This is a genomic window from Streptomyces sp. JLBJ103 (assembly GCF_058215575.1).
In genome coordinates this window covers 1,251,408-1,274,904 of the sequence record NZ_CM177089.1, presented here as the reverse complement: position 1 = coordinate 1,274,904, position 23,497 = coordinate 1,251,408, and the positions used below count along the sequence as shown (strand labels likewise).

The window sequence follows — 23,497 nt, the reverse complement described above, 5'->3', positions numbered from 1 at the left end:
CCGCCCGGCCGGGGCACGGCTGACCCCGGCCCTCAGGCGTCGTACAGATCGGCCTTCTTGGGGGACGCCTCCTGGACCTGGCCACTGAGCGCCAGCGAGCGGTTGCCGAAGCGCTCGGTGTCCACGCCGTGGTGCTTGAGCACACCGATCGCCGCCTCGTGGACCACCCGCAGCACCGGGGTGGCCGCCCGCAACGCGTCGTCCGCCATGAAGCGGTGGCGCCAGGGCTTGTCCGCCCAGGCGTGGCGCAAGCCGAACGGCTCGGGCAGCACCAGCTTGCCGCCCAGGTAGTCCAGTATCGGCGGGTACCAGGTGAAGGGGGCGCGCGCGGCCAGGCGCACCACCTCCTTCGCATCCACCAGCGGCAGCGGAACCGACTTGGTCTCCCAGAACCGGAAGGTCTTGCTCACGGTTTTGGACGGCGCCGACGGCTTGCTGGTGAACAGCGGGTGCACCGGCCCCAGGGCGTGTCCGGTGACCTCGATCCGCAGCGTCTTGTGCAGCAGGGTCACCGTGATCAACAGCGTGATCACCAACTGGCCGTCCCACAGCACGAACTGCACACCCAGGTAGTGCCGGTCACCGGCGCCGAACTGCTGCTGGTCGCAGATCCGCTGGAGCTCGACGCCCTTTATCTGGAAGCCCTCCTCCTCGGAGGTGCCGCCGCGCTCGACCGCCTTGGCCCCTTCGCCGATGGGCGAGACCACCCAGTGGCGCACCGAGGGGGTGGGGAAGCCGCCGGTGTGCAGCGGAGTGCGCTCCAGCATCCGCAGCTGGTCGTGGACCGCCCGTATCACGTCCCAGCTGCGGAACGGGTCGATCTCCTTGTCCGGGTCGGCGGAGACCAGGTCCTCGGCCAGCTGCCAGCTTCCCCAGCGGGTGCCCATGCCCAATATGCCCTTGGGCCCGGCGTAGAAGACCACATTGCTGTACTGCTCGGCGGTGAGCTTGTGCAGCGCCTTGCGCAGCACTTCGGCGGAGGTCTGGCCGGGGTGGTTGGGCACCGTCTCGGGCACCTTGGCACCCACTCCGCCGCCCGCGAGCAGACCGCCCCAGCAGTCCCTGAGGTCCTTGGCGGTGCGCTCGCAGATCTGCTTGGCGATGTACCAGCCGATCACCGGGGCCACTACCACCCCGCGCAGATAGATGCCCCAGAAGCCGCCGAACGGCAGCTTGATCAGGAAGATGAGGGTGATCACGGTGAGCGCGACCAGCAGCGCCGTGCCGAGCGCTCCCATCCGCTTGTCCTGGGAACCGGCGACCGAGCGCCGCAGCTGGAAGGCGCCGAGCCACAGCAGCACCCCGGGGAGGAAGAGCAGCCCGAAGACGACCATGACGGCGGTGAGCCGGGCGTCCCGGGTCTTGCGGATGCGATTGGCCGCGAGGCAGTGCTCGACGACCGTCTGCGGCTCGGTGCCGAAGGACTGGATCACCTGGCCGCGGCCGCCGCCGAGCATCCGCAGCTGGACGGCGCGGGAGAACGCCTCGCCCAGATTCGGCTCGAACAGCGACAGCTTCGGCGCCTTGACCTCCGAGACCGTCCACTCCGAGTTGGCGTCCAGCAGCTTGGCCACGGGGCCGTCACGGTAGGCGGCCGAGGCGAGTGCCTGCGTCGCCGCCGTCTGCCCCGCAGCCCCCGACAGGGGCACCTGTGCCCCGGGACTGAAATCGAATCCGTCCGTCACCAACGCCCCCAATACCGCACGCCGCTTGCGCTGCGACCTCAGCGTATCGGGGGTGTGCACCACCTGTCGCCAGGGCGTGGTGGCCTGTGGAAAACCGCTCCCGCCAACAGCCGCCCGCTCCGGTGGAGTCGGGGCGTCCGGTGCGCCAACCAGGCCCTGTCCAGCGGGTCTTATCGGGCTCTCAAAGACTCACCGGACAGGACCTACGCGTCCGCACCTACGCGTCCGCGTATACCCCTTCGCGGATCCGTTCGGCCAGCTGCTGCGGCATCGCCTCGTGCCGGGCGTAGGAGCGGCTGAACCGCCCGGTGCCGTGCGACAGCGAGCGCAGATCGACGGCGTACCGCCCGATCTCGATCTCCGGCACATCCGCCTTGATCAAGGTCTGGCCGCCGCCCGACTGCTCGGTGCCCACCACCCGGCCGCGGCGGCCGGACAGATCGCTCATCACCGCGCCCACATAGTCGTCCGAGACCAAGACCGACACCTCGACCACCGGTTCCAGCAGATCGATCCGGGCGTCGGCGGCCGCCTCGCGCAGCGCGAGCGCGCCCGCCGTCTGGAACGCGGCGTCCGAGGAGTCCACCGAGTGCGCTTTGCCGTCCAGCAGCGTGATCCGCACATCGACCAGCGGGTAGCCCGCGGCGACGCCGCGCGACGCCTGGCTGCGTACCCCCTTCTCGACGGACGGGATGAACTGCCGCGGTACTGCCCCGCCGACGACCTTGTCCACGAACTCGATGCCCGAGCCGCCCGGCAGCGGTTCCACCTCGATCTCGCAGATCGCGTACTGGCCGTGTCCGCCGGACTGTTTGACATGTCGTCCGCGTCCGCCGGCCTTGCCGCGGAAGGTCTCCCGCAGCGAGACCTTGTACGGCACCGCGTCCACCTGTACGCCGTACCGGCTGCGCAGCCGTTCCAGCGCGACGTCCATATGGGCCTCGCCCAGACACCACAGCACCACCTGGTGGGTGTCCGGATTCTGCTCGAGACGCATCGTCGGATCCTCGGCGACCAGCCGGGACAGCCCCAGCGACAGCTTGTCCTCGTCCGGTTTGCTGTGCGCCTGGATGGCGACGGGCAGCAGCGGATCGGGCATCTCCCACGGCGCCATGAGCAGCGGGGCGTCCTTGGCGGACAGGGTGTCGCCGGTCTCGGCGCGGGTCAGCTTGGCCACACAGGCCAGATCTCCCGCGATGGCCTGGGGGAGCATCCGCTGCTGTTTGCCGAACGGCGAGGAGAGGGCGCCCACCCGCTCGTCCACGTCGTGGTCCTCATGGCCGCGGTCCTCCAGGCCGTGCCCCGACACATGCACCGTCTCGTCCGGCCGTAGCGTCCCGGAGAAGACCCGTACCAGGGAGATCCTGCCGACGTACGGATCGGAGGAGGTCTTGACCACCTCGGCGGCCAGCGGGCCGTCCGGATCGCAGGCGAGCGCCGGACGCGGAACGCCCTCGGGGGTGGTGACCGCGGGCGCCTCGCGCTCCAGCGGGGTGGGGAAGCCGCCGGTGATCAGCTCCAGCAGCTCGGTGGTGCCCAGGCCCTGCTTGGAACCCTCGGCGGCCGGGGCCGCGGCCAGCACCGGGTGGAAGCTGCCGCGCGCGACGGCCTTCTCCAGGTCCTGGATGAGCGTCTTGACGTCGATCTCCTCACCGCCGAGATAGCGGTCCATCAGGGTCTCGTCCTCGCTCTCGGCGATGATCCCCTCGATGAGCCGATTGCGGGCCTCCTCGATCAGCGGGAGCTGGTCCGGGTCGGGCGGCGTCTCGGTCCTGACCCCCGAGGAGTAGTCGTAGACCCGCTGGGAGAGCAGCCCTATCAGCCCGGTGACCGGAGCGTGGCCGTCCGGCGCCGGTTCGCCGCGCAGCGGGAGGTACAGCGGGAGCACCGCGTCCGGGTCGTCGCCGCCGAAGGACTCCCGGCACAGCTCGGTCATCTCCTCGAAGCTGGCGCGGGCGGCCTCCAGGTGTGTGATCACGATCGCGCGCGGCATACCGACGGCCGCGCACTCGTCCCAGACCATCTGGGTCGCCCCGGCGATGCCCAGCGCGTCCTGGGCCGCGGAGACAACAAAAAGGGCCGCGTCCGCTGCCCGCAGACCGGCCCTGAGCTCCCCGACGAAATCGGCGTACCCCGGGGTGTCCAGGAGATTGATCTTCATCCCGCCCCATTCGACGGGGACCAGGGACAGCTGCACCGAGCGCTGCTGCCGGTGCTCGATCTCGTCGTAGTCCGAAAGGCAGCCGCCGTCCTCGACTCTGCCCGCCCGGTTGACCGCGCCCGTCGCCAGTGCGAGGGCTTCCACCAAAGTCGTCTTGCCCGTCCCGCTGTGGCCGACCAGCACCACGTTCCTCAGGGAGCTGGGCCGGTCGGCCGCCATAGCCCTTCCGGCGGCCCCTGGGTGCGTATTCGTTTTGTCGCCCATGTGTCTCGCCTCCCGGTCGACACCTCGCGATACTTCGAGCTTTCCACCGAGGTAACGGCGCGTCCATACGTCACACGTCCGGGCGTACCCCGAGGCCGGTGCGGGAGCCGTCCGACGGGTGCGCGGCGCCCCGTCAGGGCGTGGCTACGATGGGCCCGCCGGGGGCCGTTTGACCATCCGGCCCATTACGACCCACCGGGAAGGCCATGCTGAACAAGTACGCGCGTGCATTCTTCACGCGTGTTCTCACACCGTTCGCCGCCCTGCTCATCCGTCTCGGGGTCAGCCCAGACGCGGTGACCCTCGTCGGAACGGGTGGTGTGATCACGGGCGCACTGGTCTTCTACCCCCGGGGGGAGTTCTTCTGGGGGACGGTGGTCATCACCCTCTTCGTCTTCTCCGACCTGATCGACGGCAATATGGCCCGGCAGCTGGGCCGCTCCAGCCGCTGGGGCGCGTTCCTGGACTCCACCCTCGACCGGGTCGCCGACGGCGCGATCTTCGGTGGCCTGGCGTTGTGGTACGCCGGGACGGGCGACGACAATGTGCTGTGTGCGGTGACGATCTTCTGTCTCGCCAGCGGCCAGGTGGTCTCGTACACCAAGGCGCGCGGCGAGAGCATCGGCCTGCCGGTGAACGTCAACGGGCTTGTGGAGCGTGCCGAACGACTGGTGATCTCACTGGTCGCCTGCGGCTTCTCCGGACTGCACAAGTTCGGGGTGCCGCATGTCGACATCCTGCTGCCGATCGCGCTGTGGATCGTCGCCGTGGGCAGCGCGGTGACCCTGGTGCAGCGGGTGGTGACGGTGCGCCGCGAGGCCGCCGAGGCGGACGCGGAGGAGCCGACGGTACCCCAGGGGGGCGAGGCCCGGTGAAGGATCGGCTGACCGATGCGCTCTACGGACTGGGCTGGAGCACGGTCAAGAAGTTGCCCGAACCGGTCGCCACGGGGCTCGGGCAGCGCATAGCCGATCAGGCGTGGAAGCGGCGCGGTAAGGGCGTGCTGCGGCTGGAGGCCAATCTTGCCCGGGTCGTACCCGAGGCCTCCGCGCGGCGGCTCGCGGAGCTGTCCCGTGCCGGGATGCGCTCCTACATGCGCTACTGGATGGAGTCCTTCCGGCTTCCGGCCTGGAGCCCGGAGCGGATCCGCACCGGCTTCGACATCGAGGACGTGCACCAGCTGACGGACGGGCTGGCCAGTGGCCGGGGCGTGGTCCTCGCCCTGCCCCATATGGCCAACTACGACCTCGCCGGGGCCTGGGTCACCACCCGGCTCGGCGTGCCCTTCACCACCGTCGCCGAGCGGCTGAAGCCGGAGGCGCTGTACGACCGCTTCGTGGCCTACCGCGAGGGCCTGGGCATGGAGGTGCTGCCCCACCAGGGCGGCAGTGCCTTCGGAACGCTGGCACGGCGGCTGCGCGCGGGTGGTCTGGTGTGCCTGGTCGCCGACCGCGACCTGTCCGCCTCGGGCGTGGAGGTCGAGTTCTTCGGCGAACGGGCCAAGATGCCGGCCGGGCCCGCCCGGCTGGCGGCCCAGACGGGCGCCCTGCTGCTGCCGGTCACCCTCTGGTACGACACGACCCCGGTCATGCGGGGGAGGGTGCACCCGCCGGTCGAGGTCCCCGCGTCCGGTACCCGCGACGAACAGGTCGCCGCGATGACCCAGGAGGTCGCCGACGCCTTCGCGGCGGGGATCGCCGAGCACCCCGAGGACTGGCATATGCTCCAGCGCCTGTGGCTCGCGGACCTGGAGCCGCGACCGGCGGCCGGTGCGGCCGCCCGCCCGGTGACGGGGGCCTCCGACGGCTCCGGAACGGAGAAACCGTGAGGATCGGCATCGTCTGCCCGTACTCCTGGGACGTCCCGGGAGGCGTGCAGTTCCACATCCGCGATCTGGCCGATCACCTGATCCGACGCGGCCACCATGTCTCGGTGCTGGCCCCCGCGGACGACGAAACCCCGCTGCCGCCCTATGTCGTCTCCGCAGGACGCGCCGTCCCGGTGCCGTACAACGGCTCGGTGGCCCGGCTCAACTTCGGCTTCCTGTCCGCCGCGCGGGTGCGCCGCTGGCTGCACGACGGGGCCTTCGACGTCATCCACATCCACGAGCCGACCTCGCCCTCGCTCGGCCTGCTCGCCTGCTGGGCGGCGCAGGGACCCATCGTCGCCACCTTCCACACCTCCAACCCCCGCTCCCGCGCCATGATCGCCGCGTATCCGATCCTCCAGCCCGCGCTGGAGAAGATCAGCGCGCGGATCGCGGTGAGCGAGTACGCCCGGCGCACGCTGGTCGAGCATCTGGGCGGCGACGCGGTGGTCATCCCCAACGGTGTCGACGTGGACTTCTTCGCCGACGCCGAGCCCAAGGAGGAATGGCGGGGGGACACGATCGGTTTCATCGGCCGGATCGACGAGCCCCGCAAGGGCCTTCCGGTGCTGATGCGCGCACTGCCGAAGATCTTCGAATCACGGCCGGGGGCCCGGCTGCTGGTCGCCGGGCGCGGCGACGAGAAGGAGGCGGTCGCCGGGCTTCCGGCGGAGATGCGGGAGCGCGTGGAGTTCCTGGGCATGGTCAGCGACGAGGACAAGGCGCGGCTGCTGCGCAGCGTCGATGTCTACATCGCGCCCAACACCGGCGGTGAGAGCTTCGGGATCATCCTGGTCGAGGCGATGTCGGCCGGGGCCGCGGTCCTGGCCAGCGATCTGGACGCGTTCGCGCAGGTCCTGGACGGGGGAGCGGCGGGAGAGCTGTTCGCTGGCGGGGACGCCGACGCGCTCGCCGCGGCCGCCGTGCGGCTGCTGGAGAACCCCGAGCGGGTGGCCGAGCTGCGGGAGCGGGGCCGCCGCCATGTCCGCCGCTTCGACTGGTCCACCGTCGGCGCGGACATCCTCGCGGTGTACGAGACGGTCACCGACGGCGCGGCCTCCGTAGGCGCCGACGACCGCGCGGGCCTGCGCGCGCGACTGGGCCTCGCCCGCGACTAGGTCCTGTCCCGTCGATCTTCGTGGATCAGCCCGCGGTGTCTGGTGAGGGGGCACCTCCCAGCGGTAGCTGGGGGAGGAGCGCAGGAGGGTCGTCCGCGTACTGGGCGTACTCGGAAGATCCCGACAACGCGGTGAGGCGCGGTGCCAGGCGTCGCGGGCCCGCGGAGATCGGCAGGACAGCTAGCCTTCGGGCGCGCGCCGTATTCGGGCGTGCGCCGGGGTGCGCGTTCGTGAGCAGGGCGTGCGGCCGGCGCTGGGATCTCGCTGCGTCCTCGAGTCGGCGTGCGCCTGAGGCCGCGCCTGTGCCCGCGCGGCGGGCATCCACCGGCGTCGGTACCGTCGTGGGTCCGGGGTGCGCCCCAGGGCGGCTGAGGCGTCGGGCCGCGGGGGACAGACGGTAGCGTGGCGCGTCGTGAGCACATTGATCTGGATCGCGGTCGCGCTCGTCGTCATCGCCGTCTACCTGAGCTGGACCGCGGGGCGTCTCGACCGGCTGCACAGCCGGCTGGACGCGGCACGGGCGGCCCTGGACGCGCAGTTGCTGCGCCGCGCCTCGGTCGCCCAGGAGCTGGCCACCGCCGGAGTGCTCGACCCCGCCGCCTCGATGGTGCTGTACCAGGCCGCCCACGCCGCCCGGCAGTCCGAGGAGGAGCACCGGGAGGTCGCCGAGAGCGAGTTGAGCCAGGCGCTGCGGGCCGTCTTCGAGGAGAGCGCGACGGTCGACGCGGTACGGGAGGCGCCGGGTGGCGAGGAGGCGGTGGGCGAGCTGACCGAGGCGGTACGGCGGGTGCCGATGGCCCGGCGGTTCCACAACGACGCGGTACGCGCGGCCCGGGCGCTGCGCCGCCACCGCAAGGTGCGCTTGTTCCGGCTGGCCGGGCACGCCGCGTTCCCGCTGACCTTCGAGATGGACGACGAGCCGCCGTCCGCCCTCGCCGCCCGCGCCGGGCACTGACCCGGCTCACCGTCCCGGCCACCGTCGTCCCGGGCCGCCGATGCCGTGGGCTCCGGACGCGGCTCCGGATGTGGCCGCCTTCGAGCCACCGGCCGCCGATTGGCCCTTGCCGGGCGTGGTGCCCAGCCGCTTTTGTCATCCCTGTAGCACAGGCGCCGTCGACCTGGACCGAATGGCCGGGTCATGAACGCGTGTCGAACGGCCCTACGATGGGCTCATCGCACTTTTCATCATCGAGTGAGGTCAAACCGTGTCCAGCACGCCCGCCAGCACGTCCGCTTCCGAGACTCCCGCGACCGGCACCGCCCGCGTCAAGCGCGGTATGGCCGAGCAGCTCAAGGGTGGCGTGATCATGGACGTCGTCACCCCGGAGGAAGCCAAGATCGCCGAGGACGCCGGTGCCGTCGCGGTCATGGCCCTCGAGCGGGTTCCGGCCGATATCCGCAAGGACGGCGGAGTGGCCCGGATGTCCGACCCGGACATGATCGACGGGATCATCAACGCGGTCTCCATCCCGGTCATGGCCAAGTCCCGGATCGGCCACTTCGTCGAGGCCCAGGTGCTCCAGTCCCTCGGCGTCGACTACATCGACGAGTCCGAGGTCCTCACCCCGGCCGACGAGGTCAACCACAGCGACAAGTGGTCCTTCACCACGCCGTTCGTCTGCGGTGCCACCAACCTGGGCGAGGCCCTGCGCCGGATCGCCGAGGGCGCGGCCATGATCCGCTCCAAGGGCGAGGCCGGCACCGGCAACGTGGTCGAGGCCGTGCGCCACCTGCGTCAGATCAAGGGCGAGATCGCCCGGCTGCGCGGACTGGACAACCACGAGCTCTACGCGGCGGCCAAGGAGCTGCGCGCCCCGTACGAGCTGGTCCAGGAGGTCGCCGCGGTCGGCAAGCTGCCGGTCGTGCTGTTCTCCGCGGGCGGCGTGGCCACCCCGGCCGACGCCGCGCTGATGCGCCAGCTCGGCGCGGAGGGCGTGTTCGTCGGCTCCGGCATCTTCAAGTCCGGCGACCCGGCCAAGCGCGCCGCCGCGATCGTGAAGGCCACCACCTTCTACGACGACCCGAAGGTCATCGCGGATGTGTCCCGCGACCTCGGTGAGGCCATGGTCGGCATCAACTGCGACACCCTCCCCGAGAGCGAGCGTTACGCCCAGCGCGGCTGGTAACCCGGCTGGTCATCGACCACCGCACCGGCACCACCCGGCACCACGCGTCCCGGCGGACGCGTGGTGCCCCTGACGTCCCGAGAGGTCTTCGCTCCGTGTCTTCCTCGACTCCCGCGTCCCCGACTCCCGCGTCCGCGCCGTCGGCGCCGTCCACGGCCGATGACGCCCCCGTGATCGGCGTGCTCGCCCTCCAGGGCGACGTCCGTGAACATCTCGCCGCGCTCGCCGCGGCCGGGGCTCCGGCCCGGCCCGTCCGCCGTCCCGAGGAGCTCGCCGAGGTCGCCGGACTGGTGATCCCCGGTGGCGAGTCGACCACCATGTCCAAGCTGACGGTGATCTTCGGGCTGCTGGAGCCGCTGCGCGAGCGGGTGCGCGCGGGCATGCCGGTGTACGGCACCTGCGCGGGCATGATCATGGTCGCGGACAAGATCCTCGACGGCCGTGACGACCAGGAGACCATCGGCGGTATCGACATGATCGTCCGCCGTAACGCCTTCGGCCGTCAGAACGAGTCCTTCGAGGCCGGGATCGAGGTCAAGGGCATCGACGGCGGCCCGGTCGAGGGTATCTTCATCCGCGCGCCGTGGGTGGAGTCCGTGGGCGCCGCCGCCGAGGTGCTGGCGACGTTCGACGGCCACACCGTCGCGGTCCGCCAGGGCCACGTGCTGGCGACGTCCTTCCACCCCGAGCTGACCGGCGACCACCGCGTCCACGCGCTCTTCGTGGAGATGGTGCGGCAGTCCGCGCGGGGCTGAGCCCGGTAGGATCGCAGGCGTTCGTACAGCACTGGGTTACGCGAAGGAGACAGGCGGATGTCCGGCCACTCTAAATGGGCTACGACGAAGCACAAGAAGGCCGTGATCGATGCCAAGCGCGGCAAGCTCTTCGCGAAGCTGATCAAGAACATCGAGGTTGCGGCCCGGACCGGCGGTGCTGACCCGGACGGAAACCCGACGCTCTTCGACGCCATCCAGAAGGCCAAGAAGAGTTCCGTTCCGAACAAGAACATCGACAGCGCCGTCAAGCGCGGTGCCGGCCTGGAAGCGGGCGGCGCCGACTACGAGACGATCATGTACGAGGGCTACGGTCCGAACGGTGTCGCGGTGCTCATCGAGTGCCTCACCGACAACCGCAACCGCGCCGCCTCCGACGTACGCGTCGCGATGACCCGCAACGGCGGCTCGATGGCCGACCCGGGTTCGGTCTCCTACCTGTTCAACCGCAAGGGCGTGGTGATCGTCCCCAAGGGTGAGCTGAGCGAGGACGACGTGCTCGGCGCGGTCTTGGACGCGGGCGCCGAGGAGGTCAACGACCTCGGTGAGTCCTTCGAGGTCATCAGCGAGGCCACCGACCTGGTCGCGGTCCGCAGCGCGCTCCAGGAGCAGGACATCGACTACGACTCGGCCGAGGCCAACTTCGTGCCCACCATGCAGGTGCAGCTCGAAGAGGACGGCGCGCGCAAGATCTTCAAGCTGATCGACGCGCTCGAGGACAGCGACGACGTGCAGAACGTCTTCGCCAACTTCGATGTCTCCGATGAGGTCATGGCCAACGTGGACGCCTGAGGGCCCATCAGTACACGCGAATTGGGCGGGTCGGCGGGGACACACCCCACCGGCCCGTCGGCGTTGTCGGTGGCAGCCGCTAGCCTGCGTCAGCAGCTGATCGAAGCGGCGGTGAGGGGAGGAGCGTCGTGCGGGTGCTGGGCGTGGACCCGGGGCTGACCCGGTGCGGCATCGGCGTGGTCGAGGGGGTCGCGGGACGTCCCCTGCGGATGCTGGGCGTTGGCGTCGTGCGCACCCCGGCGGACAGCGAGATCGCCGATCGCCTCGTCCTGATCGAGCGCGGCATCGAGGAGTGGCTCGACGCCCACCGGCCCGAATTCGTCGCCGTGGAGCGGGTGTTCAGCCAGCACAATGTGCGCACCGTCATGGGCACCGCCCAGGCGAGCGCCGTCGCGATGCTCTGTGCGGCCCGTCGCGGGCTGCCGGTCGCGCTGCACACCCCCAGCGAGGTCAAGGCGGCCATCACCGGATCGGGACGGGCGGACAAGGCCCAGGTCGGCGCCATGGTCACCCGCCTGCTGCGGCTCGACGCACCCCCCAAGCCGGCCGACGCCGCCGACGCCCTGGCGCTCGCCATCTGCCACATCTGGCGGGCACCCGCGGTCAACCGCCTCCAGCGGGCCGTCGCCGCCCACCGCACCACGAAAGGCCGTCTCCCATGATCGCGTTCGTCTCCGGCCCGGTCGCGTCCCTCGCCCCGGACTCCGCCGTCGTCGAGGTCGGCGGCGTCGGCCTGGCGCTCCAGTGCACCCCGGGCACCCTGTCCGGGCTGCGGCTCGGCGAGCAGACCCGGCTCGCCACCTCCCTGGTCGTCCGCGAGGACTCCCTCACCCTCTACGGCTTCGCGGACGACGACGAGCGCCAGGTCTTCGAGCTGCTCCAGACCGCCAGCGGGGTCGGCCCCCGGCTCGCCCAGGCCATGCTGGCCGTCCACACCCCGGACGCGCTGCGGATCGCCGTCTCCACCGGGGACGAGAAGGCGCTCACGGCCGTCCCCGGCATCGGCAAGAAGGGCGCCCAGAAGCTGCTGCTGGAGCTCAGGGACCGGCTCGGCGAGCCGGTCGGCTCCGCCGTGCCCGGCGCCCGCCCCGCCCCCTCCACGGGCTGGAGCGATCAGCTGCACACCGCCCTGGTGGGCCTCGGCTACGCCCCGCGTGAGGCGGACGAGGCGGTTGCCGCCGTCACCCCGCAGGCCGAGGCCCTCGCCGGCCCGCCCCAGGTGGCCCAGCTGCTGCGGGCCGCCCTCCAGACCCTGAACCGCACACGGTGACCGGCCGTCGTCGCGCCGGGGCGCGACCGGTGGCACCGCTTGACACGACATCGCGAGGCGAAACGCAGTGAACTGGGACGAGACCGCACCGGACACCGCCGAGGAACTGTCCGCCGGAGCGGGCGGACGGCTGGTGGGCGCCGACGCCGATGGCGATGACCAGGCGGTGGAGGCCGCGCTGCGGCCCAAGGACCTCGGTGAGTTCGTCGGCCAGGAGCGGGTGCGCGAGCAGTTGGACCTGGTGCTCAAGGCGGCCCGGCAGCGCGGCGCCACCGCCGACCACGTCCTGCTCTCCGGCGCCCCCGGGCTCGGCAAGACCACCCTCTCGATGATCATCGCCGCCGAGATGAGCGCCCCGATCCGCATCACCTCCGGCCCCGCCATCCAGCACGCGGGCGATCTCGCCGCGATCCTGTCCTCGCTCACCGAGGGCGAGGTGCTGTTCCTGGACGAGATCCACCGCATGTCCCGGCCCGCCGAGGAGATGCTCTACATGGCGATGGAGGACTTCCGGGTCGATGTGATCGTCGGCAAGGGTCCCGGCGCCACCGCCATCCCCCTGGAGCTTCCGCCGTTCACCCTGGTCGGGGCGACCACCCGGGCCGGGCTGCTGCCGCCCCCGCTGCGCGACCGCTTCGGCTTCACCGGCCATATGGAGTTCTACGCCCCGGCCGAGCTGGAGCGCGTCATCCACCGCTCCGCCGGGCTGCTCGACGTCATCATCGCGCCCGAGGGCGCCGCCGAGATCGCCGGGCGGTCCCGCGGCACCCCCCGGATCGCCAACCGTCTGCTGCGCCGGGTGCGTGACTACGCCCAGGTCAAGGCCGACGGTGTGATCACTCGCGAGATCGCCGCCAGTGCCCTGGCCGTCTACGACGTGGACGGACGCGGGCTGGACCGGCTGGACCGCGCGGTGCTCAGCGCCCTGCTCAAGCTGTTCGGCGGCGGCCCGGTCGGGCTGTCCACCCTGGCGGTCGCCGTGGGGGAGGAGCGCGAGACGGTCGAGGAGGTCGCCGAGCCCTTTCTGGTGCGGGAGGGGCTGCTGGCCCGTACGCCCCGGGGGCGCGTCGGCACGCCCGCGGCCTGGGCCCATATGGGCCTCACCCCGCCCCAGCAGACCGGCGCGGGCGGCCAGACGGGTCTCTTCGAGGCATGAAGGCGCGGTTCTCCTGCATCATGGCGTGAAGAGCGAATAATGACGGCGTCAGGAACCCCGACGCCATGCCGGGCGTTGTTCCATTGGCGCGGGCTCGCTTAGACTCCGCCGATGCCGTCCGTATGCCGTCCGGGAACCGTGCGGCGTATCCCATCCCCGAAAACCAGGCCGCTCCCCGCGGTCGTGTGAAGGAATTTCCGTCCCGTGAATATCGTGTCTCTCCTGCCGTTCATCGTGCTCATCGGGGCTATGTTCCTGGTGACCCGATCGGCCAAGAACAAGCAGCGCCAGGCCGCGCAGATGCGCGATGACCTCCAGCCGGGCACCGGCGTGCGGACCATCGGTGGCATGTACGCCACGGTCAAGGAGATCAACGACGACACGGTCCTCCTCGAGGTGGCCCCTGGCGTGCACGCGATCTTCGCGAAGAACGCCGTGGGCGCGGTCCTGCCGGATGAGGAGTACAACCGCATCGTCCACGGCATCGACCCCGAGACCGACGGCCACAGCCCTGTCGTTCCCGACGACGCCTCCTCCCTGACCGGTGCGGCCCCCGCCGATGGATCCGACGACGTCCCGGCCGATGAGGCCGTCGAGGACGACGTCAAGAAGATCGACCTCGGCAAGGACGACGCCGACACGGCCGACGCGTCCAACGGCGACAAGCGGGACGACAGCACCGACGCGAAGTAGACACGTACTGGGAACCGCGGCGCCCACCGCTCGGCGTGCCGCGGTTCCCGGACGGTTAGGGCCTCGCAAGGGCCGTCCCCCACAAGACTTCGTGGCCGCTTGGCGCACCCCGGGTGCGGGGCGGTTGGACAGGGAGATACGACAAGGTGGCAGCACCGAAGAAGGGCCGCAGGTCACCCGGGTCACAGGGCAGGCCCGGACGCGCCCTGGCCGTGATCCTGATCGCCATCGTGGCGCTCACCGGGGGGATGTTCCTCTCCGGTCACACCACGCCGCGGCTGGGCATCGACCTCGCGGGCGGCACCAGCTTCACGCTGGAGGCCAAGAACCAGCCGGGCAAGCCCAACGCGATCAACACGGACAACATGAACACCGCCGTCAGCATCATCGAGCGGCGTGTCAACGGTCTGGGCGTGACCGAGTCCGAGGTCCAGACGCAGGGCGACAAGCACATCATCGTGAACATCCCCAAGGGGATGAACGCGAAGCAGGCCCGGCAGCAGGTCGGCACCACCGCCCAGCTCTACTTCCGGCCGGTGACCGCCTCCACCGCCTCCGGCGGGAAGACCCCCGAGCCCACCCCGACCCCCACCGCCAGCGGCAAGGGTGACAAGGGCAAGCAGGGCGACAAGAAGGGCGAGGAGAGCGGTAAGCCCTCGACCACTCCGTCCTCGAGCGCCAGCACCCAGGGCCGTGCCGTCCCGGGCGCGCTGAAGGCGGACAAGACGCCGACGGCCGACCCGTCGAAGTCCCCCAAGGGTGGCGAGACCAAGAAGCCCTCGGCCCCGGACAACCAGAACAACCTGGCCAAGGAATTCGCCGCGCTGGACTGCACCACCAAGAAGGGCCGTGCCGCGGCGGCCGAGAAGGCGGCCAACGCCAAGCCCAGCGACTCCATCATCGCCTGTGGCCAGAAGGGCGACGCCAAGTACGTGCTGGGCCCCTCCAAGGTCGAGGGCACCGATGTCGACGACGCCTCGTCCGTCTTCGAGAGCCAGAACGCCTCGGGCTGGATCGTGCAGCTCGACTTCAACAACAAGGGCGCCAAGAAGTTCGCCGATGTGACCGGCGAGCTGGCGGCCAAGCAGGACCCGCAGAACCGCTTCGCGATCACCCTCGACGGCGAGGTCGTCTCCGCCCCCTCGGTCAGCCAGTCGATCACCGGTGGCCGCGCCACCATCTCCGGCGGCTTCACCCAGCAGAGCTCCGAGGACCTGGCCAACGTCCTGTCCTACGGTGCGCTGCCGCTGTCCTTCGACATCGCGGACGAGACCACCGTCTCCGCCGCCCTCGGCGGTGAGCAGCTCCAGGCGGGCCTGATCGCCGGTGCCATCGGTATGGCCCTGGTCGTGCTCTACCTGGTCATCTACTACCGCGGTCTGGCCCTGGTGGCCATGGCCAGCCTCGGGGTCTCCGCGATCCTCACGTACACGATCATGGTGCTGCTCGGCCCCGGTATCGGCTTCGCGCTGAACCTCCCGGCCGTCTGCGGCGCGATCGTGGCCATCGGTATCACCGCGGACTCGTTCATCGTCTACTTCGAACGCATCCGTGACGAGATCCGGGAAGGCCGCTCGCTGCGTCCCGCCGTCGAGCGCGGCTGGCCGCGGGCCCGGCGCACCATCCTGGTCTCCGACTTCGTGTCGTTCCTGGCCGCCGCGGTGCTCTACATCGTCACCGTCGGCAAGGTGCAGGGCTTCGCCTTCACCCTGGGTCTGACCACGCTGCTCGATGTCGCGGTGGTGTTCCTGTTCACCAAGCCGCTGATGTCGATCCTCGCTCGCCGCCCGTTCTTCGGTAACGGCCACCCGTGGTCCGGTCTGGACCCCGAGCGCCTGGGAGCCAAACCGCCCCTGCGCCGGCGCCGTTCCGCCGCCCCCGCCGACACGAAGGAGGCGTGAGATGTCGCGACTCGGCACTCTCGGCGCCAGGCTCTACCGAGGCGACGTCGGTTACGACTTCGTCGGCAAGCGCAAGATCTGGTACGCCGTCTCGATACTGATCACCATCACGGCCATCGTCGGCCTGGCGGTGCGCGGCCTCAACATGGGCATCGAGTTCTCCGGCGGCGCCGTCTTCACCACGCCCAACACCAGCGTCTCGACCTCCGAGATCCGGCACACCGCCGAGCAGGCGGCCAATGACCACACCGTGGTCGTCCAGGAGCTCGGCCGCGGGGGCCTGCGGATCCAGATCAGCGAGCTGGGCACCAAGGAGGCGCTGCCGGTCCAGGAGGCGCTGTCCAAGAAGCTCGACGTCTCGACCAGCAAGATCGACACCCAGCTGGTCGGCCCGAGCTGGGGCGAGCAGATCGCCAGCAAGGCATGGCAGGGTCTGGCGATCTTCATGGTGCTGGTGGTGATCTATCTCGCCATCGCCTTCGAATGGCGGATGGCCATCGCCGCCCTGATCGCGCTGATCCACGACATCACCATCACCGTCGGGGTCTACGCGCTGGTCGGCTTCGAAGTCACCCCCGGTACCGTGATCGGTCTGCTCACGATCCTCGGTTATTCGCTCTACGACACCGTCGTGGTCTTCGACGGCCTCAAGGAAGCGTCGAAGGACCTCACCAAACAGAACCGCTTCACCTACAGCGAGGTCGCCAACCGCAGCCTCAACTCAACCCTGGTGCGGTCCATCAACACCACGGTCGTGGCGCTGCTGCCGGTCGGTGCGCTGCTGTTCATCGGTGGCGGTCTGCTCGGCGCGGGCATGCTCAACGACATCTCGCTGTCGCTGTTCGTCGGCCTGGCCGCCGGTGCCTACTCCTCGATCTTCATCGCCACTCCGCTCGTCGCCGATCTGAAGGAGCGCGACCCGCGGATGAAGGCCCTGGCCAAGCGGGTGCGCGCCAAGCGCGCCGCGGCCGCCAAGGCCGACGCCGCCGGCGACCGGTCGGCAGAAGAGGGCGATGACGGTCCGGACCTCGAGGACGCCGCGGCGGCTTCCGCCGGTGTCGTCGGCCAGCGTCGTCAGCCCGCCTCGCGCAACCGGGGCCGCGGCCGACCGTCGGGCAAGCGCCGATGAGCGCCGGGACGACGAGCGCCGCGACCGGTGAGCCGGGCGGCGCGGACGGATTCGGCGGCCATGCCGCCGAGGAGCTGCGCGGACTGCTGCTCAGCCGGATCCAGGACGTGCCGGACTATCCGAAGCCGGGAGTGATGTTCAAGGACATCACCCCGCTGCTGGCGGACCCCGCCGCGTTCACCGCGCTGACCGACGCACTGGCCACGCTGGCCACCCGGCACCGGGCGGACAAGGTCGTGGGCCTGGAGGCGCGGGGCTTCATCCTCGGCGCCCCGGCCGCCGTCCGCGCCGGAGTCGGCTTCGTCCCCGTGCGCAAGGCCGGGAAGCTCCCCGGGGCGACCCTGGGCCAGTCGTACGAGCTGGAGTACGGCACCGCGGAGATCGAGATACACGCCGACGCCCTCGCCCCGGGCGACCGGGTCCTGGTCATCGACGACGTGCTGGCCACCGGTGGCACCGCCGAGGCGTCCCTCCAGCTGATCCGACGGGCCGGCGCCCAGGTCGCTGGGGTCGCCGTCCTGCTGGAGCTCGGCTTCCTCCAAGGCCGCGGCCGACTGCTGGGCTCGCTCGACAGCGCCCCGCTGGAGGCTCTCATCACCATCTGAGCGGTATCGGCCCGATACCGCCGCCGGAGGGCGGGGACCTGCGATCATTCCGGGTCCCCGCCCTCCGTCATGCCCGGCACCGCCTGGTCCGCCCGACCGACAGGCAAGCGGAGTGGCGGGATCGATACCATGGCAGTCCGACCTCTTGAGGTCCGGACCGCTTGAGGAGTGCTCTTGCCAGACGAGGCCCAGCCGCTCTCGCCCCCCGTCCGTCCGGGAGAATCCCGCTCCGCGAAGCCGGACGCACCGACCGCCGCCCAGCCGACGGCGGCCTCCGGCACGCCCCGGAACAGCGGTGACAGCCCGGCGGCGAGCGGCACCGAGCAGAAGAGCCCGCGGCCCGCCGCGAGCCGCGGGAACGGCCTGCCGTCCACGGCCGCCCGCCCGACGCCCGGCCCCGCGCCCCGCTCGGGCTCCTCCAACCGCGTCCGGGCCCGGCTGGCCCGCCTCGGCGTCCAGCGCTCCAGCCCGTACAACCCGGTGCTGGAGCCCCTGCTGCGCATCGTCCGCGGCAACGACCCCAAGGCCGACGCCGGGACGCTGCGCCAGATCGAGCGCGCGTACCAGGTGGCCGAGCGCTGGCACCGCGGCCAGAAGCGCAAGAGCGGCGATCCGTACATCACCCACCCCCTCGCGGTCACCACGATCCTCGCCGAGCTGGGTATGGATCCGGCCACGTTGATGGCCGGGCTGCTGCACGACACCGTCGAGGACACCGAGTACGGCCTGGACACCCTGCGCCGTGACTTCGGCGACCAGGTCGCCCTGCTCGTCGACGGCGTCACCAAGCTGGACAAGGTCAAGTTCGGCGAGGCGGCCCAGGCCGAGACGGTGCGCAAGATGGTCGTCGCCATGGCCAAGGACCCCCGGGTCCTGGTCATCAAGCTGGCCGACCGGCTGCACAACATGCGCACCATGCGCTACCTCAAGCGGGAGAAGCAGGAGAAGAAGGCCCGCGAGACCCTGGAGATCTACGCCCCGCTCGCCCACCGCCTGGGCATGAACACCATCAAGTGGGAGCTGGAGGACCTCGCCTTCGCGATCCTCTACCCCAAGATGTACGACGAGATCGTGCGGCTGGTCGCGGAGCGGGCGCCCAAGCGCGATGAGTACCTGGCCGTCGTCACCGACCAGGTCCAGGGCGATCTGCGGGCCGCGCGCATCAAGGCCACCGTCACCGGGCGGCCCAAGCACTACTACTCCGTCTACCAGAAGATGATCGTGCGCGGCCGCGACTTCGCCGAGATCTACGACCTGGTGGGTATTCGCGTCCTCGTCGACACCGTCCGCGACTGCTACGCGGCGCTCGGGACCATCCACGCGCGGTGGAACCCGGTGCCCGGGCGGTTCAAGGACTACATCGCGATGCCCAAGTTCAACATGTACCAGTCGCTGCACACGACGGTCATCGGGCCCAGCGGCAAGCCGGTCGAGCTCCAGATCCGCACCTTCGACATGCACCGCCGCGCCGAGTACGGCATCGCCGCGCACTGGAAGTACAAGCAGGAGGCCGTCGCGGGCGCCTCCAAGGTGCGCACCGACGTGCCCCGCAAGGCCGGCAAGGACGACGCCATCAACGACATGGCGTGGCTGCGGCAGCTCCTGGACTGGCAGAAGGAGACCGAGGACCCCGGCGAGTTCCTGGAGTCCCTGCGCTTCGACCTCTCGCGCAACGAGGTCTTCGTCTTCACGCCCAAGGGCGATGTCATAGCGCTGCCGGCCGGGGCCACCCCGGTGGACTTCGCCTACGCCGTGCACACCGAGGTCGGCCACCGCACCATCGGGGCCCGGGTCAACGGCCGTCTGGTGCCGCTGGAGTCCACCCTCGACAACGGCGATCTCGTCGAGGTCTTCACCTCCAAGGCGGCCGGCGCCGGGCCCTCCCGCGACTGGCTGGGCTTTGTGAAGTCCCCGCGCGCCCGGAACAAGATCCGCGCCTGGTTCTCCAAGGAGCGCCGCGACGAGGCGATCGAGCAGGGCAAGGACGCGATCGTCCGGGCCATGCGCAAGCAGAACCTGCCCATCCAGCGCATCCTCACCGGTGACTCACTGGTCACCCTGGCCCATGAGATGCGCTACCCCGACATCTCCTCGCTCTACGCGGCCATCGGCGAGAGCCATGTCTCCGCGCAGAACGTGGTCAACAAGCTGGTCCAGGCCCTCGGCGGCGAGGAGGCCGCCAACGAGGACATCGCCGAGACCACCCCGCCCATCCGCCGCTCCAAGCGCCGCTCCAGCGCCGACCCCGGTGTGGTGGTCAAGGGCGTCGAGGACGTCTGGGTCAAGCTGGCCCGCTGCTGTACGCCGGTGCCGGGCGACCCCATCATCGGCTTCGTCACCCGCGGCAGCGGCGTCTCGGTGCACCGCGCCGACTGCGTCAACGTGGACTCGCTCTCCCAGCAGCCCGAGCGCATCCTCGACGTCGAATGGGCGCCCACCCAGTCGTCGGTCTTCCTGGTCGCCATCCAGGTCGAGGCGCTGGACCGGTCCCGGCTGCTGTCGGACGTCACCCGCGTCCTGTCCGACCAGCACGTCAACATCCTGTCCGCGGCCGTGCAGACCTCCCGTGACCGGGTGGCCACCTCGCGCTTCACCTTCGAGATGGGCGACCCCAAGCACCTGGGGCACGTCCTGAAGGCCGTACGCGGCGTCGAGGGCGTCTACGACGTGTACCGGGTCACCTCGGCCCGCCAGCGCTGAGTCCGGGCCCACAGACGGCGTACAGCACCGACAACGGCGGCCCCGGTGATCCGGGGCCGCCGTTGTCGTGGGTACGGGGCTCGTCAGCCGCCGAACTCCTCCAGGCCCTTGAGCGCCTGGTCCAGCAGCGCCTGCCGCCCCTCCAGCTCCTTGGCCAGCTTGTCGGCCTTGGCGTTGTTCCCCGCCGCGCGGGCCGCGTCGATCTGCCCGCGCAGCCTGTCCACCGCGTCCTGGAGCTGGCCGGTCAGCCCCGCGGCACGCGCCCGCGCCTCGGGGTTGGTCCGCCGCCACTCCACGTCCTCGGCGTCCTGGAGGGCGCGCTCGACCGCGTGCAGCCGTCCCTCGATCCGCGCCCGGGAGTCCCGCGGCACATGGCCGATGGACTCCCACCGCTCGTTGACCGACCGGAAGGCCGCACGGGCCGCCTTCAGATCGGAGATCGGCAGCAGCTTCTCCGCCTCGACGACCAGCTCCTCCTTGCGGGTCAGGTTCTCCCGCTGCTCGGCGTCGCGCTCGGCGAAGACCTCGCCGCGGGCCTGGAAGAAGATGTCCTGCGCCCCGCGGAAGCGGTTCCACAGGTCGTCCTCGGCCTCGCGCTGCGCACGGCCCGCGGCCTTCCAGTCCGACATCAGCTCGCGGTACCGGGCGGCCGTGGGCCCCCAGTCGGTGGAGCCGGACAGCGCCTCGGCCTCGGCGACCAACTTCTCCTTGGTCTGCCGGGCCTCCTCGCGCTGTGCGTCCAGCGACGCGAAGTGCGCCTTGCGCCGCTTGGAGAAGGCCGAGCGGGCGTGCGAGAAGCGGTGCCACAGCTCGTCGTCGGTCTTGCGGTCGAGCCGCGGCAGGCCCTTCCAGGTGTCGACCAGGGCGCGCAGCCGCTCCCCGGCGGCCCGCCACTGCTCGCTGGCGGCCAGCTCCTCGGCCTCGGCGACCAGCGCCTCCTTGGACCTGCGGGCCTCCTCGGTCTGGTGGGCCTTGGCCGCCTTGCGCTGCTCACGGCGCTTCTCGACATCCTCGGCGAGCTTGTCGAGCCGCTTCCTGAGCGCGTCCAGATCCCCGACCACATGGTGCTCGTCGACCTGCTGCCGGATGTGCTCGAGGGCGGTCGTCGCGTCCTTGGCGGACAGATCGGTGTTCTTCACCCGGCGCTCGAGGAGGCCGATCTCGACGACCAGGCCGTCGTACTTGCGCTCGAAGTAGGCGAGGGCCTCGTCCGGAGATCCCGCCTGCCACGACCCGACGACCTGCTCGCCGTCGGCCGTACGCACGTACACGGTCCCCGCCTCGTCGACGCGGCCCCAAGGCTCGCTGCTCACAGCGCCTCCTCCACATGATGCCGGGGCGGGCGCGCGGCCCGCCGGCATCGTCCACAGTTTCTTCCGGCCGGGAAACGCCCGAGCCGGTCTCACAGCAGGGTGGCAGCCATCGGGACGGGCACCCTACACAACGCCAACATAGGCGAACGGTGCCCCGGCTGTCCGTATCCTGCGCGACCGAAATTTCGCAGTACGCACGTCAGGGGCCTCAGGACGAGGCGACCGTCGCCTTGTTGATCTTCACGGTGGCGTTCGGGGCGGTGTTCCCCATCTGGTCCGGCGGGGCGGCGCCCGCCTTGCTGATCTTCTTCAGGACCTTCATCCCGTCCTTGGTCAGCGTGCCGAAGGGGGTGTAGTCCGGCGGCAGCTGGCTGTCCTGGTAGACGAGGAAGAACTGGCTGCCGCCGCTGTTCCGGCCCTTCTTGGCCTGGGCGTTGTACTGGTTGGCCATCGCGACCGTGCCCGCCGGGTAGACGTTCCCCTTGAGCGAGGGGTCCTTCAGGTTCTCGTCCGGGATGGTGTAGCCCGGGTCGCCGGCACCGGTGCCCTGCGGATCGCCGCACTGGAGGACATAGATGCCCTGGTTGGTCAGCCGGTGGCACTTCGTGTGGTCGAAGTAGCCCTTCTTCGCCAGGAAGTTGAAGGAGTTGACCGTGTGCGGCGCCTTGTCCGCCTTCATATCGATGGAGATGTCCCCACAGGTCGTCTCCAGCTTCATGGTGTACGAGGCCGCCTTGTCGATGGTGACCGCGGGCTCCTTCTTCCAGGTCATCTTCTTCGGCTTCTCGCCCTCGACCTTCTTCGCCCCCGCGGCGCAGGGGTCCGGCCCCTTCTTCGTCGGCTGTGGCGTGGGCGGCGTCGCGGCGGAGTCGTCCTTCTTGTTGTCGTCGCCGCCCCCGGACAGCGCGCCCACGGTCGCCACCGCACCGCCCGCCGCCAGCACCACGGCCAGCGTCGAGGCGATCACCGTGTTGCGGCGGCGCGCTTTGTCCCGGGCCTGCTGGCGCCGGGCCTGCTGCCGAAGGTACTTCTCCCGGGCGAGTTGCCGCCGCCGCTGCTCGTTACTGACCACCGGGTCGTCTCCTCATGGCGTATGCCGTCGGTCTCATGACTGATCGCTCGGCCGTACCGTATACGGGTTAGCTGTGGCAGGGCCGCCGCCGGTAGGCTCTGGAGCTGCCGACATTCTTCTGCCGGACGACTCTTAAGGACGATCGTGCTCATTGCCGGGTTCCCCGCCGGGGCCTGGGGGACCAACTGCTACCTGGTCGCCCCCGCCGCCGGCGAGGAGTGCGTCATCATCGACCCGGGCCATCAGGCGGCCCAAGGAGTCGAGGAGGCGGTCGCCAAGCATCGGCTCAAGCCCGTCGCCGTCGTCCTCACCCACGGCCACCTCGACCACGTCGCCTCGGTGGTCCCGGTCTGCGGCGCCCATGACGTACCGGCCTGGATCCACCCGGCGGACCGCTTCATGATGAGCGACCCCGAGAAGGCCCTCGGCCGCTCCATCGGACTGCCGCTGCTGGGCGAGCTGACCGTGGGCGAACCGGACGACGTTAAGGAGCTGGCCGACGGCGCCGAGCTGAAGCTCGCCGGGCTGGAGCTGACCGTCGCGCACGCGCCGGGCCATACCAAGGGGTCGGTGACCTTCCGGATGCCCGAGCAGGCGGACATCCCGTCCGTCTTCTTCTCGGGCGACCTGTTGTTCGCCGGCTCCATCGGACGCACCGATCTGCCCGGCGGCGACCACGCCGAGATCCTCGAGTCGCTGGCCCGTGTGGTCCTGCCGCTCGACGACTCGACCGTGGTGCTGTCCGGCCACGGCCCCCAGACCAGCATCGGCCGCGAGCGCGCCACCAACCCCTTTCTGCGGGAGGTGGCCGCCGGCCTCGGAGGCGGCACCCAGGAGCCGGCTCCGCGACGAGGAATGTGACGAGAGACGTA

20 protein-coding genes are annotated in these 23,497 nt (G+C 70.7%); 16 read left to right on the top strand and 4 right to left on the bottom strand.

The features are described 5' to 3' along the window. Window positions 1–32 precede the first annotated feature (32 nt). Window positions 33–1,685 (bottom strand): AbeC-like domain-containing protein, encoded by a 1,653-nt coding sequence (locus tag AC4BEG_RS05310; protein WP_490704751.1) that lies wholly within the window; start codon window positions 1,683–1,685, stop codon window positions 33–35. Between the two features lie 217 nt (window positions 1,686–1,902). Further along, entirely contained in the window at window positions 1,903–4,110 is a 2,208-nt protein-coding gene (locus tag AC4BEG_RS05305) for an elongation factor G-like protein EF-G2 (RefSeq protein WP_490704750.1), read from the bottom strand. A 206-nt stretch (window positions 4,111–4,316) separates the two neighbouring features. Here AC4BEG_RS05305 and pgsA point away from each other — a divergent pair, with 206 nt between their 5' ends. The 15 genes from pgsA to AC4BEG_RS05230 all read left to right on the top strand — a co-directional run bounded on the left by pgsA (window position 4,317) and on the right by AC4BEG_RS05230 (window position 20,240). Then, the gene (gene pgsA / locus AC4BEG_RS05300; protein ID WP_490704749.1) at window positions 4,317–4,985 is read left to right on the top strand and encodes a phosphatidylinositol phosphate synthase; all 669 of its coding nucleotides are present in this window, start codon (window positions 4,317–4,319) and stop codon (window positions 4,983–4,985) included. Then, a complete protein-coding gene (locus AC4BEG_RS05295; RefSeq protein ID WP_490704748.1) occupies window positions 4,982–5,938 on the top strand; it encodes a phosphatidylinositol mannoside acyltransferase in 957 nt (318 codons plus the stop codon). Before pgsA ends, AC4BEG_RS05295 begins: the two co-directional genes overlap by 4 nt. Further along, window positions 5,935–7,095, top strand: a complete 1,161-nt coding sequence (locus AC4BEG_RS05290) for a glycosyltransferase family 4 protein (protein ID WP_490704747.1) — start codon at window positions 5,935–5,937, stop codon at window positions 7,093–7,095. The genes AC4BEG_RS05295 and AC4BEG_RS05290 overlap by 4 nt, the downstream gene beginning before the upstream one ends. Window positions 7,096–7,507: 412 nt before the next feature. Next, the gene (locus AC4BEG_RS05285) at window positions 7,508–8,050 is read left to right on the top strand and encodes a hypothetical protein (protein WP_490704746.1); all 543 of its coding nucleotides are present in this window, start codon (window positions 7,508–7,510) and stop codon (window positions 8,048–8,050) included. A gap of 322 nt (window positions 8,051–8,372) precedes the next feature. Next, window positions 8,373–9,221, top strand: coding sequence for a pyridoxal 5'-phosphate synthase lyase subunit PdxS (gene pdxS / locus AC4BEG_RS05280; RefSeq protein WP_490706985.1), 849 nt, complete (start codon window positions 8,373–8,375; stop codon window positions 9,219–9,221). Between the two features lie 170 nt (window positions 9,222–9,391). After that, window positions 9,392–9,976, top strand: a complete 585-nt coding sequence (gene pdxT / locus AC4BEG_RS05275; RefSeq protein WP_490706984.1) for a pyridoxal 5'-phosphate synthase glutaminase subunit PdxT — start codon at window positions 9,392–9,394, stop codon at window positions 9,974–9,976. 57 nt (window positions 9,977–10,033) lie between these two features. Next, window positions 10,034–10,786, top strand: coding sequence for a YebC/PmpR family DNA-binding transcriptional regulator (locus AC4BEG_RS05270; protein WP_490704745.1), 753 nt, complete (start codon window positions 10,034–10,036; stop codon window positions 10,784–10,786). A 128-nt stretch (window positions 10,787–10,914) separates the two neighbouring features. Beyond that, window positions 10,915–11,448: a crossover junction endodeoxyribonuclease RuvC gene (ruvC, locus tag AC4BEG_RS05265; RefSeq protein ID WP_490704744.1), complete on the top strand. Its 534-nt coding sequence runs from the start codon at window positions 10,915–10,917 to the stop codon at window positions 11,446–11,448. After that, window positions 11,445–12,056, top strand: coding sequence for a Holliday junction branch migration protein RuvA (ruvA, locus tag AC4BEG_RS05260; protein WP_490704743.1), 612 nt, complete (start codon window positions 11,445–11,447; stop codon window positions 12,054–12,056). Before ruvC ends, ruvA begins: the two co-directional genes overlap by 4 nt. Before the next feature lie 67 nt (window positions 12,057–12,123). After that, the gene (gene ruvB, locus AC4BEG_RS05255; RefSeq protein ID WP_490704742.1) at window positions 12,124–13,212 is read left to right on the top strand and encodes a Holliday junction branch migration DNA helicase RuvB; all 1,089 of its coding nucleotides are present in this window, start codon (window positions 12,124–12,126) and stop codon (window positions 13,210–13,212) included. A 204-nt stretch (window positions 13,213–13,416) separates the two neighbouring features. Continuing rightward, window positions 13,417–13,905, top strand: a complete 489-nt coding sequence (gene yajC, locus AC4BEG_RS05250; protein ID WP_490704741.1) for a preprotein translocase subunit YajC — start codon at window positions 13,417–13,419, stop codon at window positions 13,903–13,905. A 146-nt stretch (window positions 13,906–14,051) separates the two neighbouring features. Further along, on the top strand, window positions 14,052–15,806 hold the full coding sequence (gene secD / locus AC4BEG_RS05245; protein ID WP_490704740.1) for a protein translocase subunit SecD: 1,755 nt from the start codon (window positions 14,052–14,054) through the stop codon (window positions 15,804–15,806). A gap of 1 nt (window position 15,807) precedes the next feature. Then, on the top strand, window positions 15,808–16,935 hold the full coding sequence (gene secF, locus AC4BEG_RS05240; protein ID WP_490704739.1) for a protein translocase subunit SecF: 1,128 nt from the start codon (window positions 15,808–15,810) through the stop codon (window positions 16,933–16,935). Window positions 16,936–17,069: 134 nt separating this feature from the next. Continuing rightward, window positions 17,070–17,540, top strand: a complete 471-nt coding sequence (locus AC4BEG_RS05235; RefSeq protein WP_490706983.1) for an adenine phosphoribosyltransferase — start codon at window positions 17,070–17,072, stop codon at window positions 17,538–17,540. 174 nt (window positions 17,541–17,714) lie between these two features. Next, window positions 17,715–20,240, top strand: a complete 2,526-nt coding sequence (locus AC4BEG_RS05230) for a RelA/SpoT family protein (protein WP_490704738.1) — start codon at window positions 17,715–17,717, stop codon at window positions 20,238–20,240. Window positions 20,241–20,323: 83 nt separating this feature from the next. On the opposite strand, the gene AC4BEG_RS05225 is transcribed toward AC4BEG_RS05230, so the two are convergent. Beyond that, window positions 20,324–21,553 carry a DUF349 domain-containing protein gene (locus AC4BEG_RS05225; protein WP_490704737.1) on the bottom strand — a complete coding sequence of 410 codons (1,230 nt, stop codon included), beginning with the start codon at window positions 21,551–21,553 and terminating at the stop codon, window positions 20,324–20,326. 208 nt (window positions 21,554–21,761) lie between these two features. Then, window positions 21,762–22,625, bottom strand: a complete 864-nt coding sequence (locus AC4BEG_RS05220; protein ID WP_490704736.1) for a peptidylprolyl isomerase — start codon at window positions 22,623–22,625, stop codon at window positions 21,762–21,764. 144 nt (window positions 22,626–22,769) lie between these two features. On the opposite strand from AC4BEG_RS05220, the gene AC4BEG_RS05215 reads away from it, so the two are divergent. Next, window positions 22,770–23,486, top strand: coding sequence for an MBL fold metallo-hydrolase (locus AC4BEG_RS05215; protein ID WP_201873009.1), 717 nt, complete (start codon window positions 22,770–22,772; stop codon window positions 23,484–23,486). The last annotated feature ends 11 nt before the right edge of the window (window positions 23,487–23,497 follow it).

Coding starts and splice junctions, on each gene's coding strand:
- AC4BEG_RS05270 (WP_490704745.1), top strand. CDS start 10,034: ATGTCCGGCCACTCTAAATGGGCTACGACGAAGCACAAGAAGGCCGTG.
- pdxS (WP_490706985.1), top strand. CDS start 8,373: ATGGCCGAGCAGCTCAAGGGTGGCGTGATCATGGACGTCGTCACCCCG.
- ruvA (WP_490704743.1), top strand. CDS start 11,445: ATGATCGCGTTCGTCTCCGGCCCGGTCGCGTCCCTCGCCCCGGACTCC.
- AC4BEG_RS05305 (WP_490704750.1), bottom strand. CDS start 4,110: ATGGGCGACAAAACGAATACGCACCCAGGGGCCGCCGGAAGGGCTATG.
- secF (WP_490704739.1), top strand. CDS start 15,808: ATGTCGCGACTCGGCACTCTCGGCGCCAGGCTCTACCGAGGCGACGTC.
- AC4BEG_RS05235 (WP_490706983.1), top strand. CDS start 17,070: ATGTTCAAGGACATCACCCCGCTGCTGGCGGACCCCGCCGCGTTCACC.
- pgsA (WP_490704749.1), top strand. CDS start 4,317: ATGCTGAACAAGTACGCGCGTGCATTCTTCACGCGTGTTCTCACACCG.